Raw genomic sequence first — 13,201 nt, forward strand, 5'->3', positions numbered from 1 at the left:
ATTACAAATAATCCTTGTTTTAGTTGGTTCTGAAATGTCTTGCAACCAAGTCTTTTCCTCAAAAAGGCCTCCTTGAATATGTTCTCTTTGAATCTATTTATTGCGACGACCTACTAGATGTACTAAAATTAAAATATGTAAGCGATTACGATTAGAGGGGGAAGTTTTGTGAAAAAGCCATCGATAGAATATCAGGATATTACCTTCCCATCCATTGATTATGAGGCATGGAAACAGGAAGTGGAAAAATCGTTAAAGGATAAACCCTTTGAGAAATTACATAAGAATACCTATGAGAATATTACCCTAAAGCCCATTTATACGAAACAAGACATTGAAGAAATCTCGTTTCTAAAAGAAATGCCAGGAGAAGGCTCGAATGTTCGTGCCTCAAATCTCACAGGTTATGTGAATCAACCATGGCATGTGAGTCAGGATCTGGACATACTCTCACCAAGTGAGTTTAATCTTGCTCTAAAGGAAGCCCTCAATAATGGTCAAACGATGATCCATTTTACCTTACAACCACAAAACAGCTCAAGTGAAGGGTTAGCATTACATTCTTTAGAAGATATGTCAGAAGCTTTAGATGGAATCAATCTTTCTACCACACCTGTTTTGATTGATGTGAAGTCAGATTTATTATCATTTCTGTCACTTGTTGATTCCTTCACGAAAGTAGATACCCTTACTGGAACAATCGCAATGGACCCACTAGCGTTTTTAGTGGAACAGGGAGAGTTATCGATCAAACCTGAAGTTGCCTTTGACCAATTAGCAAAGTCAGTAAAATGGGCAATGGAAAAGAAGACGAAATTACGAACAATTCTTGTAACAGGGACGCCATACCATAATGGCGGGGCAAACGCTGTACAAGAACTCACTTATACAATCGGTACTGGAATTGAGTATATAAGTGAGTTGCTTGAAAGAGGGCTGTCTATCGATGAAATTGCCTCACGCATGACATTTACTTTTTCAATTGGTTCGAATATTTTCATGGAAATTGCAAAACTGCGTGCTGCAAGAATAATATGGTCAACTGTAATGGATGCGTATGGAGGGAATGAAGATTCTTCCAAAATGAAGATTCATGCAAGAACTTCTGCTTTTACAAAAACGATTTACGATCCATACGTTAATATATTACGTTCGACAATTGAGGCATTTTCCGCCATTATTGGTGGTGTCGAAAGCCTTCATGTTTCGGCATTCGATGAACCGATCAAACGCTCAGATTCCTTTTCTAGAAGGATCGCTAGAAATACGCAATCCATTCTACGTGAAGAATCCTTCTTACATAAAGTGATCGATCCAGCAGGTGGTTCTTGGTATGTGGAATCTTTAACGAACGAGCTAGCGGAAAAAGCATGGGAGTTACTAAACAAAATCGAAGCACAAGGTGGAATGCTTCAAGCCTTAAAATCGGGAGTTGTTCAAGAAAGTATTTCAACTGTATTCAATGAGAGGCTAGTAAATGTGAATCATCGCAAGGAAAAAATTGTAGGTACTAATATGTACGCAAATATCCAGGAAAAAACAAATCGTAAACCAGAAATATATAACAAATCAAAAGAATCTACTCCTGCTATTTCAATCAGGCCGATTCTAGCTGTAAGAATCTCAGAAGGCTTTGAACAATTAAGAAAGGTTTCAGAGGATTATCTACAAGCGACCGGTGAGCGTCCTAAAGTAGGTTTATTAAATCTAGGACCCATCCCTGAATATAAACCAAGAGCTGATTTTATTACAGGGTTCTTTGAAGCTGGTGGCTTTCAAGTGTTGAAAAATGATGGATATTTAACGGTAGAAAAAGCGATCACTGGTGCAAAAGCTATGAAACTTTCAACATTTATTATTTGTGGGAAAGACGAAAAGTATAGTGAGATGGTCCCAAACATTTGTCGTGAATTAAAAGATACAAATATGCATATTCGTGTCTATCTTGCTGGAAAACAAGAAAAAGAGCTTGAAGCGCTCTATCAAAACGCAGGTATCGAGGACTTTATCCATATTGGAACAGATTGTTTTACGTTCTTGCAACAACTGCAATATGAAATGGGGGTGGCACAAAATGGCTAAAAGAGTTGATCTATCAAAAATAAAGCTAAAAGGATTAGACTCACCATCTACTTCCGAAGAATGGATGAAAAAAGTAGAACAAGAAATTAATCATTCGATTGAGGAATTATTGTTTGAAACAAATGAACAGATAGCAGTTAAACCATTATATACCCAAGAGGATTTAGATGGATTGACGCATCTCGATTATATGCCAGGTATTCCTCCATTTCTACGAGGGCCATATCCAACGATGTATGTGAATCGTCCTTGGACTGTTCGTCAATATGCTGGTTTTTCTACAGCAGAGGAAAGTAATGCATTCTACCGTCGCAATCTTGCTATGGGGCAAAAAGGCCTCTCTGTTGCGTTTGATTTAGCAACTCACCGTGGGTATGATTCAGATCATCCGCGTGTAGTCGGTGACGTTGGTAAGGCTGGTGTAGCCATTGATTCAATCCTGGATATGAAAACGTTATTTGATGGCATACCACTTGATCAAATGAGTGTCTCAATGACCATGAACGGCGCGGTTCTACCAATAATGGCATTTTATATTGTCACGGCCGAAGAGCAAGGTGTTTCTCCTGATAAATTATCGGGAACGATCCAAAATGATATTTTAAAAGAATATATGGTGAGGAATACTTACATCTATCCACCTGAAACATCAATGAGAATTATTTCTGATATTTTCGAGTATACCTCAAAAAAAATGCCGAAATTCAATAGTATAAGTATTTCGGGGTATCATATGCAGGAAGCAGGTGCACCTGCAGACCTTGAATTGGCATATACTTTAGCAGATGGTTTGGAATATGTTCGTACAGGGATTAAGAAAGGGATTGATATTGATTCATTTGCCCCGCGCTTGTCCTTTTTCTGGGCGATTGGCATGAATTATTTTATGGAAGTTGCGAAGTTGAGAGCTGCTCGACTTATTTGGGCAAAAATGATGAAGGCTTTCGATCCTAAAAATCCGAAATCACTAGCATTAAGAACACATTCACAGACATCAGGATGGAGCTTGACTGAGCAAGACCCATATAATAATGTGACCAGAACATGTATCGAAGCGCTGGCGGCTGTCTCAGGACATACCCAATCATTGCATACAAATGCACTAGATGAAGCTATTGCATTGCCAACCGATTTTTCGGCACGTATTGCTAGAAACACACAACTCTATTTACAGGATGAGACTGGGATTTGTCATGTTATCGATCCATGGGGCGGCTCTTATTATGTTGAAACATTAACAAATCAATTGATGGAGCGTGCATGGAAGCATATTGAGGAAATTGAGGCACTGGGTGGAATGACCAAAGCGATTGAAACAGGTCTTCCAAAAATGCGAATTGAGGAAGCGGCAGCTAGACGTCAAGCAAGAATCGATTCTGGTAAGGAAACAATCATTGGTGTGAATAAATACCGATTACAAAAAGAAGACCCAATCGATATTTTGGATATTGATAATACGGCGGTTCGCTTAAAACAAATTGAGAGACTAAATGAATTAAAAGCTTCACGCGATGATGAAAAAGTTCAACAAGCATTGCTTGCTATTACAAAAGCTGTTGAGACAGGTGAAGAGAATCTATTAGAATTAGCTGTTCATGCAGCAAGAGTCAGGGCTACATTAGGAGAAATTTCAAATGCAGTGGAGAAAGCATCCCAGCGTCATAAAGCTGTGATTCGTTCGATTAGTGGAATCTATAGCTCCGAATATTCAAATGAGGAAGAAATGATGAATGTAAAAAAGATGACAGATACGTTTTTAGAGTATGAGGGAAGACGACCGCGAATCCTAATTGCAAAGATGGGGCAGGATGGTCATGACCGTGGGGCAAAGGTGATTGCCACTGCTTTTGCAGATCTTGGTTTTGACGTTGACATGGGACCATTATTCCAAACGCCAGAAGAAACTGCATTACAAGCAGTCGAGAACGATGTTCATGTGGTAGGTATGAGTTCATTAGCTGCAGGTCATAAAACATTACTCCCGCAACTTATTGAAGAACTTCGAAAGTTAGGGCGTGAAGATATTATTGTCATTGTTGGAGGCGTCATTCCGCCACAAGATTATGATTACTTGAGGGAACAAGGAGCAGCAGCAATATTCGGTCCAGGCACAGTGATCCCCGTTGCTGCTCAGAAGGTCCTTAAGGAAGTCTATCGACGTCTAGGTTACGAGGAAGAAGGCAATGAATGAAAAGAAAAATCGTCCTGAGTGGGTGCCAGAGAATGCATCTGATGGGTTTGCGACAGAAATTGTAAAAGGAAAAGAACAAAATATCACGAAAGGAAACAAACAAACATTTAGGAAACGAAAAGAACGAACAACTGACGAGTTTGTGCAAGGAATAAAAAATGGTGATCGAACCATCCTGGCACAAGCGATAACCCTTATTGAAAGTAATGCCAAACGTCATGAAGACCAAGCGCAAGCTGTTATGAATGAAATACTTCCATTTACAGGTAATTCAGTTCGGATCGGGATAACAGGAGTCCCTGGTGCAGGTAAAAGTACATTCATTGAAAGTTTCGGATCTTATTTATGTGAACAAGGTTATCGTGTTGCAGTCCTTGCTGTTGATCCAAGCAGTAGCATAACTGGAGGAAGTATTCTCGGAGATAAAACACGAATGGAGACACTCTCTCGAAATAAAAATGCTTTTATCCGTCCGTCACCATCTGGTGGAACCCTTGGTGGTGTAAACCGAAAAACACGGGAAACGATCTTACTTTGTGAAGCAGCGGGATTTGATGTCATATTAGTCGAGACAATTGGTGTAGGGCAAAGTGAAGTAATCGTCCGAAGCATGGTTGACTTTTTCCTCCTTCTCGTTCTTACAGGAGCGGGTGATGAATTGCAGGGGATGAAAAAAGGCATCATGGAACTTGCAGACGCAATATTAATTAATAAAGCAGATGGCGATAATAAACAAAAGGCAAAGATTGCTCGAGGAGAATACAATCGAATTCTACACTTTCTTCAGCCTGCTACTAAGGGATGGTCAACGAAAGCTTATACGGCTTCTGCTCTCTATCATGAAGGGATGGAAGAAATGTGGAAGATCGTATTGCGTTTTGTAGAAACAACGAAAGAGTCAGGTGTTTTTTGGAAGAGGCGAAACAATCAAACAAAGGCCTGGATTCACGCGATGATCAAAGACTATCTGGAATTGAGGTTCTTTAACCATCCATCAATAAAAGAACAAATGCCCGTAATAGAAAACAAGGTTGCAAAGGGAGAATTGAATGTAACAACGGCTGTGAAAGAATTAATTGACCTTTTTGAGTCATAAAAAAAGAAGGAAAGTCTAAAAAACTTTCCTTCCATCTAGGGAGTTTAGGGGTATGATCTAGATGTATTATTAGATTACCCCTTTCAAATTTATTTAAACGTTCATTCAGGATTTTCATTCAAGTACTTACATTTGATAAAACATGTTCGAACTTGATATTATTAAATCAGGTAAACCCTATTTATAATAAAAAAGGAGTGTAAAAATATGCAAATAGATTTTAATTTGTTTATGAATGATGTCGTTAAAACAGCTAGAAAAGAAATTACAGAAGCTGGTTATCAAGAGCTTAAGACACCAGAAGATGTAGAACAAGCACTTAGCCAAAAAGGTACAACATTGGTCATGGTGAACTCGGTTTGTGGTTGTGCAGGAGGCATTGCAAGACCAGCTGCAGCACATGCTATTCATTATGATAAGCGTCCAGATCAATTAGTAACCGTGTTTGCGGGCCAGGATAAAGATGCAACTGAAAAAGCAAGAACATATTTTGAAGGATACCCACCATCTTCTCCATCATTTGCACTTTTGAAGGATGGTAAAATCGTTAAGATGATCGAACGCCATGAAATTGAGGGTCATGAGCCAATCGAAGTCATCAATAAACTACAACAATCATTTGAAGAATACTGTGAAGAAGTATAAGAGGCCATTAAGGCTTCTTTTTTTTGCCTGATTTATAAAAGATGTATAAGTGAATCCAGATACTTTACTACTATGCAGTGTTAATTATTTATACTGATAAAGTATTAAAATAATAATGTATCAACATAATAATTATGGAAGTATCTCTATATAAACCTTGTAAACAAGTAAATAACGTATTTTACTTATGAAGAAAAAACAATCTATTATTATTTTTAAAAAATATATTGTATATTTATACAGATGTGTTAAAATACAAACTATCGAATATTTATAAAAAATCATATAGGGGGAAAATAGAATGAAAAAGCTATTATTCGTATTATCTAGTATTTTATTAGTTACATTTTTAGCAGCATGTGGGACAAGCGATGAAAATTCATCAGGTTCTGAAAAAGGAACTGATTCGAAAAAAGTTTTAACGATGGGAACGTCTGCTGATTTCCCACCATTTGAAACAATTGATGAAAAAACTGGTGAGTATATCGGATTTGATATTGATTTAGCAAATGCGATTGCTGAAGAGCTTGGATATGAATTAAAAATTGAAAACATGGATTTTGGTGGTTTAATCAGTGCATTACAATCAGAACGACTTGATTTTATCATTTCAGGTATGTCAGCTACTGAAGAGCGTAAAGAAAGTGTTGACTTTTCAATGGAATACCACAAATCAGGTGAAATGTTTGTGACTTTACCAGATTCTGATATTAAAGCATTAGAAGACTTAGATGGTAAAACAGTTGGAGTTCAATTAGGTTCCATTCAAGAAGAAGGAGCTAAAAAGATTAAAGAAGAAACACTTAAAAACCTAGAAATCTCTGCATTAAATAAAGCTCCAGAGTTAATTCAAGAGTTAAAAGCAGGTAGAATCGATGCTGTATATCTAGATAAAGCAGTAGCTGTTGGTTTCATGGAAGAAGTAGGCTTAGTAGGTTTCGATGATCCAACTGATGCATCTCCTGGTATGGCAATTGCTTTTGCTAAAGGCAGTGAGCTTACAGAAGAATTTAATAAGGTATTAAATGAAATGAAAGAAAATGGCGAATTAGAAGCATTAGAACAAAAATGGGTGGAAGAATAAACAGTAACATAAAACTTTAGTAGAAATGAGGTGTAAGGCATGGGTTTGGATATTGATTTCTCCAGAATCCTGCCTTCAATTCCGTTTATACTAGAAGGGATCGGTATTACGGTATCCTTTGCACTAGTATCGGCAATTTTAGGTTTAATTTTAGGGACAATTTTAGCGGTATTTAAAATAAGTAAAGTTTCATTTTTAAAGTGGTTTGCGGATATTTATACATCCATCTTCAGAGGAACACCACTTATCCTTCAATTGGTGTTAATATACTTTGCAGTTCCACAGCTTTTTCAATATGACATTGATAAATTTGTAGCTGGAGTATTGGCATTTGGTTTAAACTCAGGTGCCTATATTTCAGAAATCATTAGAGCTGGTATTCAAGCGGTTGATAAAGGACAACAAGAAGCGGCAGAGGCACTCGGTATCTCGTATCGTCCAATGATGTTTGATATTATCCTACCACAGGCAGTTAAAAATATTTTACCTGCACTTGTAAATGAATTTATCACGTTAACGAAAGAATCTGCACTTGTAAGTACCATCGGATTGTTGGATATTATGAGACGAGCACAGGTTGTCGGAGCAAATACATTCCGCTATTTTGAACCATTATTAATTGCTGGTCTGGTATATTGGATTATTGTTTCAATCCTCACATTCCTTGGAGGAAGACTTGAGAGGAGGTTACGTCGTAGTGAGTAATAATCATATAAAAGTAGAGGGCCTTCATAAATCTTTTGGCAAGGTGAATGTGTTAAAAGGAATTTCGACAACCTTTAAACAAGGTGAGGTTGTTGCGATTATTGGACCTTCTGGCTCAGGAAAATCTACGTTTCTACGATGTCTAAATTTACTTGAGGAACCAACTCAGGGTACGATTTGGGTTAGAGAAGACGAAATTACAAATGCAAAGACAAATATTACAAATGTTCGGCAACATATAGGTATGGTGTTTCAGCATTTTCACTTGTTTCCACATAAAACTGTTCTGCAAAATCTCACATATGCCCCAATGAAAGTTAAAGGGGTATCAAAGAGTGATGCAGAAGCAAAAGGTATGGAATTATTAAAACAGGTAGGTTTATCAGAAAAGGCTAATGAATATCCAAATCGACTGTCTGGAGGACAGAAGCAGAGGGTTGCAATTGCAAGAGCACTCGCAATGGAACCTGAAATTATGCTGTTTGATGAGCCTACTTCAGCACTTGACCCAGAGATGGTTAAAGAAGTTCTAAATGTAATGAAAGGCTTGGCCCATACGGGGATGACAATGCTCATTGTAACCCATGAAATGGGATTTGCCCGTGAAGTGGCAGATAAAGTTCTCTTTATGGATGATGGGGTCATTGTTGAAGAAACGACTCCAGAAGAGTTTTTTACAAGTCCAAAAAGCAAACGTGCGCAGGACTTCTTAGAAAAAGTTTTATAAGTGATAGAATGATCGTAATGGTCATTCTTTTTTTTGTTTATAAAGGTATAGTAAAATAGGAACAGGTGTATTATCATTCATATTGGCCACAATAAAATGAATCGATTATAGGAGTAAGTGAATGTTTAAAATAGGGTATCGAACGTTAAAAACAGCCATAGGAGTTACGATTTCTATAGCTATCGCAAAACTAGTGGGTCTAGATAGTTTTGCTTCTGCAGGAATTCTAACGATATTATGTATAAAAGTAACACGAAAAAAATCGCTTGAGAGTTCATGGGAACGGTTTGTTGCATGTGTGATCGGGATCTTCTTTTCCATTTTATTTTTTGAAGGAATAGGTTACCATCCCGTTACAATCGGTTTATTACTTTTATTTTTTATTCCAACGATGGTGATTGTAAGAGCAAAAGATGGGATTGTAACAAGTAGTGTTATAATTTTGCATATATTTACTGCAGGAAATGTAACTGTGGGTTTAATTTTGAATGAACTTGGGTTGATTATAATTGGGATCGGTGTAGCGTTATTAATTAACTTATATATGCCGAGCGTTGACAAAGAGCTTAGGGCTTACCAACAGGAAATTGAGGCCCTGTTTGGGAACATTTTAAACGAAATGGTTCACTATCTCCGAACGGGAGAAAGTATTTGGGAAGGACGGGAAATAACAAGGATTGAGGAATTATTAAAAAAAGCAAAAAGAATTGCTTATAGGGATATTGAAAATCACTTAATGAGGGATGAGGGCTTGTTTTTTACTTATTTTGATATGAGAGAAAAACAATTCGAAATCTTGCAAAGGATGCTACCAACCATTACATCTATCACACATTCGGTTGAACAGAGGGAAATGGTGGCGGATTTTATTATGGAAGTAAGCATGTCCATTCATCCAGGTAACACAGCGGTTGTATTTCTTAAGAAACTTGAGGAAATGCGTAAAACGTTTAGAGAAATGCCGTTACCACAAAGTCGAGACGAGTTTGAAACAAGAGCTGCATTGTTTCAATTTATAAAAGAAATGGAAGAGTATTTAATTGTAAAAAGTTTATTCAAAGGGTTACCAACATAATTTTTTTTCTAAAAGCAAGAGGCTGTCCGATAAGTCCTAAAAAATAAGGCAAGGGAGAAAAACGACCGTTTTTCTCCCTTGCCTTTTTGTTTTTTTTCGATTTTTCTCTGAAAGTAGCTGGCGTATGCCTGCTACTTTCAATATATTGTGGGCTAATGCCACAATTCCAAACTCGACATATACTTTGTCGAGCCCCCGCAGAGAAAATCTGCGAAACGACCTATTGCCCTTGATGTGACCGAACGCACTTTCTACTTCAACTTTACGTTGAGCGTAGACAGCGGACTTTTCATCACATTCAAGGGCTGTTTTAGCCTTAGTTTTCATTTCTTCAAAAATCGTATTCCAATGAATCTGGCGATTCCCTTTTGCTTTTGTGCATTGTGCTTTTAGTGGACAATCGGTACAATCTTCACATTCATATATTTTGAAACTTTGCTCGTAGCCAGATTTATTCTTTTTATTCAGGTATTTTTTAAACGTTACTTTCATTCCTTTCGGGCTAATAAAATAGTCGTCATCCTCCACGTAAGTCCAATTTTTTGCGTTTTTGATGTCTTTTTTATATTTACGGGTTTGTTTCTGTACATAGCTTCCATACGGAATAAGAAACTCGAATCGTTGCTCTTTCTCATCTCCGAAAGCGTAAACATAATTCTCCTCACTACCATATCCTGCATCGGCAATAACCGTTTTGAGTATTGGTAAAGAAGAAGCTGCCAGTTTCTCCATATGAGGGATGAAGCATCGAGTGTCTGTTGGACGTTGATGTATTGTATAGTATAGAATAAACTGGTTTTCTGTTCCTACTTGTACGTTGTATCCTGGCTTAAGTTGGCCATTTTTCATAAGATCTTCTTTCATACGCATGAAGGTGGCATCTTTGTCCGTTTTAGAATAACTATTACGATCACCTAAAATTTCATTTTACTAAAAAGGATGATTTTTTTTTGTGTTTTTTTAAAAGTTACGAGTCAATACTATTAAATTTTATAACCTTGTTGATTGTAGCGAAAGGTACGAGACTCCTGCGGGAAAAGCGTGGCCAGGGGAGACCCCGCAGGAGCTTGCGACGAGGAGGCTCCCGGACCGCCCGCGGAAAGCGAGTACCTGCAGCGGAAATCAACACCAGATTTTTTAGTAAACCCAAAAAACAAAAAATGAGGGCTGTCCTCAAAAGTCATTTTTCAGTGACTTTTTGGACAGCCCCTTTTAAGTTATAAATGTATTCGTTTCAAGGATTACTTCCTTATTATCAGTTAACGATACTGATAATGAATTAGAACCACATACCTACGCCTGCTAATAGTGTCGTAATTAACATTACAGCAACCATTAAATAGACAACGATCTTTTGAGTTTTACGTGACACGTAACTACCACCTTTTGCATTAAATATTTACTTATTATTTTACCTCGAATCTCCAACTTGGACAACCCTACTCGTATTACTGAAAATACACAATTTTTGCTGAGTTCATGCTACAATAGTACATATGAAGATAAAACGCTTACAACATTTTGAGCGAGCGCTCGCTTTTGAGGAGTGAAGATATGATTAAAAAAATCGACCATATTGGTATTGCTGTTTCATCAATCGAACAATCTCTACCATTTTACACAAACATTCTCAACCTAACAGTAGAAAGAATTGAAGAAGTAGAATCAGAGAATGTGAGAGTTGCCTTTATTCCTATTGGGGAATCTAAGTTGGAACTTTTGGAACCCCTTTCAGATAAAAGTCCAATTGCGAAATTCATAGAAAAACGTGGTGAAGGAATTCACCATATTGCATTAGGAGTTTCATCGATTGAAGAGCGTATAGAAGAAATGAAAGCAAAAGGCATTCGAATGCTTGCTGATAAGCCTAAGCTTGGAGCAGGTGGTGCGAAAATTGCCTTTATGCATCCAAAATCGACGGGTAGTGTTTTATATGAGTTTTGTGAGAAACCTAGCAAGGAGGACACAAGATAATGGTGGATATCTATGAAAAAATCAATGAACTATACGATCGTCGTCGTGAAGTTGAATTAGGTGGCGGTGACGACAAAATTGATAAGCAGCATGAAAAAGGAAAGCTAACGGCAAGAGAGCGTATAGATTTATTACTTGATGAAGGTACATTTGTAGAATTAAATCCATTTATTGAGCATCGGAGTGTTGATTTCGGGTTAGCTGATAAAAAGGGGCCTGGAGACGGGGTCGTCACTGGCTACGGTAAAATCAATGGGAGACCTGTTTATTTATTTTCTCAGGATTTCACTGTTTTTGGTGGAGCATTAGGAGAGATGCATGCGAAAAAAATTGCAAATGTCATGGACTTGGCTGTTAAAAATGGAGCGCCATTTATTGGTTTAAATGATTCGGGTGGTGCGAGAATTCAAGAGGGAGTGGTTTCTCTTGATGGATATGGCCATATTTTTTATCGAAATGCGATTTACTCAGGGGTTATTCCGCAAATTTCTGTCATCATGGGTCCGTGTGCAGGTGGAGCAGTTTATTCTCCAGCGATTACCGATTTTGTATTTATGGTAGAGAAAACCTCGCAAATGTTTATTACGGGTCCGAAAGTAATTGAAACAGTTACAGGAGAAAAAATAAGTGCAGAGGATTTAGGAGGAGCGAACGTACATAATTCAATTAGTGGGAATGCACATTTTTCAGGGAAAACAGAGGAAGAGGTATTGCAACAGGTGAGGGCTTTACTAAACTATCTACCACAAAATAATGAAGAAAAAGCACCAATCCTGCCAGTAGAGCCGAGCGAAGATTATCGACCAGATTTAACTGAGATTATCCCCTTTGATTCAGTAAGGCCGTATGATGTACGTAGAGTAATCGAACAAGTTGTGGACAAAGATTCTTTTATGGAAGTCCATAAACAGTTTGCTAAAAATATTGTTGTCGGGTTTGCTAGAGTAAAAGGTGAAGTTGTCGGCTTAGTGTGCAATCAACCAAAATATATGGCAGGTGGACTTGATATTGATTCTTCAGATAAGGCTGCTAGATTCATTCGATTTTGTGATTCATTCAATATCCCATTGATAACTTTTGAAGATGTAACAGGTTTCTTCCCGGGGGTTAAACAAGAGCATGGTGGAATCATTCGCCATGGCGCAAAGATTTTATATGCTTATTCAGAAGCGACGGTACCTAAGCTAACCATTATTCTTCGAAAAGCATATGGAGGAGCCTATGTTGCACTGAATAGTAAATCAATTGGTGCGGATTTAGTATTTGCATGGCCAAATGCAGAAATTGCGGTAATGGGTCCACAGGGGGCTGCAAATATTATTTTCGCAAGAGAAATTAATGAAAGTGACAATCCAGAAAAATTACGTGCTGAAAAAATCGAAGAATACCGTGAAAAGTTCGCAAACCCTTATGTAGCAGCAAGTCAAGGAATGGTAGATGATGTGATTGATCCTCGCGATACGAGAATTAAAATCATTCAAGCTTTGGAAATGCTTCGAAATAAAAAGGAAACAAGGCCTATAAAAAAACATGGGAATATCCCATTATAGGCTTACGATTTGATTTTTAATGATATTGTGATAGGCTAATTTTATTAGCCTATACATCTTGGAGGTACATAG

Annotated in this window: 11 protein-coding genes and 1 pseudogene; 10 read left to right on the forward strand and 2 right to left on the reverse strand. The window is 37.6% G+C overall.

Annotated features, from left to right (window positions below; all coding sequences use genetic code 11):
• Positions 1–168 precede the first annotated feature (168 nt).
• The 8 genes from ACWPVE_RS16355 (at position 169) to ACWPVE_RS16390 (ending at position 9,605) form a co-directional block, all read left to right on the forward strand.
• Positions 169–2,082 carry a methylmalonyl-CoA mutase family protein gene (locus tag ACWPVE_RS16355; protein WP_453995143.1) on the forward strand — a complete coding sequence of 638 codons (1,914 nt, stop codon included), beginning with the start codon at positions 169–171 and terminating at the stop codon, positions 2,080–2,082.
• Positions 2,075–4,273 carry a methylmalonyl-CoA mutase gene (scpA, locus tag ACWPVE_RS16360; protein ID WP_453995145.1) on the forward strand — a complete coding sequence of 733 codons (2,199 nt, stop codon included), beginning with the start codon at positions 2,075–2,077 and terminating at the stop codon, positions 4,271–4,273. The genes ACWPVE_RS16355 and scpA overlap by 8 nt, the downstream gene beginning before the upstream one ends.
• Positions 4,266–5,369, forward strand: a complete 1,104-nt coding sequence (meaB, locus tag ACWPVE_RS16365) for a methylmalonyl Co-A mutase-associated GTPase MeaB (protein ID WP_453995147.1) — start codon at positions 4,266–4,268, stop codon at positions 5,367–5,369. The genes scpA and meaB overlap by 8 nt, the downstream gene beginning before the upstream one ends.
• Before the next feature lie 207 nt (positions 5,370–5,576).
• A complete protein-coding gene (locus ACWPVE_RS16370; RefSeq protein ID WP_453995149.1) occupies positions 5,577–6,014 on the forward strand; it encodes a BrxA/BrxB family bacilliredoxin in 438 nt (145 codons plus the stop codon).
• 301 nt (positions 6,015–6,315) lie between these two features.
• The gene (locus tag ACWPVE_RS16375) at positions 6,316–7,098 is read left to right on the forward strand and encodes a transporter substrate-binding domain-containing protein (protein WP_453995151.1); all 783 of its coding nucleotides are present in this window, start codon (positions 6,316–6,318) and stop codon (positions 7,096–7,098) included.
• A gap of 45 nt (positions 7,099–7,143) precedes the next feature.
• Positions 7,144–7,803, forward strand: a complete 660-nt coding sequence (locus ACWPVE_RS16380; RefSeq protein ID WP_453997598.1) for an amino acid ABC transporter permease — start codon at positions 7,144–7,146, stop codon at positions 7,801–7,803.
• Positions 7,796–8,530 (forward strand): amino acid ABC transporter ATP-binding protein, encoded by a 735-nt coding sequence (locus ACWPVE_RS16385; RefSeq protein WP_453995153.1) that lies wholly within the window; start codon positions 7,796–7,798, stop codon positions 8,528–8,530. The genes ACWPVE_RS16380 and ACWPVE_RS16385 overlap by 8 nt, the downstream gene beginning before the upstream one ends.
• A 121-nt stretch (positions 8,531–8,651) precedes the next feature.
• Complete coding sequence (locus ACWPVE_RS16390; RefSeq protein ID WP_453995155.1) at positions 8,652–9,605, forward strand: aromatic acid exporter family protein; 954 nt, start codon at positions 8,652–8,654, stop codon at positions 9,603–9,605.
• Between the two features lie 36 nt (positions 9,606–9,641).
• On the opposite strand, the pseudogene ACWPVE_RS16395 reads toward ACWPVE_RS16390, so the two are convergent.
• Together ACWPVE_RS16395 and prli42 are read right to left on the reverse strand one after the other, a co-directional pair.
• Positions 9,642–10,526, reverse strand: a pseudogene (locus ACWPVE_RS16395) (transposase); the annotation flags it as partial.
• 358 nt (positions 10,527–10,884) lie between these two features.
• The gene (prli42, locus tag ACWPVE_RS16400) at positions 10,885–10,977 is read right to left on the reverse strand and encodes a stressosome-associated protein Prli42 (protein WP_453995157.1); all 93 of its coding nucleotides are present in this window, start codon (positions 10,975–10,977) and stop codon (positions 10,885–10,887) included.
• Positions 10,978–11,159: 182 nt separating this feature from the next.
• Between prli42 and mce the strand changes: the two genes are divergently transcribed.
• Positions 11,160–11,579, forward strand: a complete 420-nt coding sequence (gene mce, locus ACWPVE_RS16405) for a methylmalonyl-CoA epimerase (protein ID WP_453995159.1) — start codon at positions 11,160–11,162, stop codon at positions 11,577–11,579.
• The gene (locus tag ACWPVE_RS16410) at positions 11,579–13,129 is read left to right on the forward strand and encodes an acyl-CoA carboxylase subunit beta (protein WP_453995161.1); all 1,551 of its coding nucleotides are present in this window, start codon (positions 11,579–11,581) and stop codon (positions 13,127–13,129) included. Before mce ends, ACWPVE_RS16410 begins: the two co-directional genes overlap by 1 nt.
• Positions 13,130–13,201: the final 72 nt, after the last annotated feature.

This window comes from Bacillus nitroreducens, assembly GCF_964021195.1.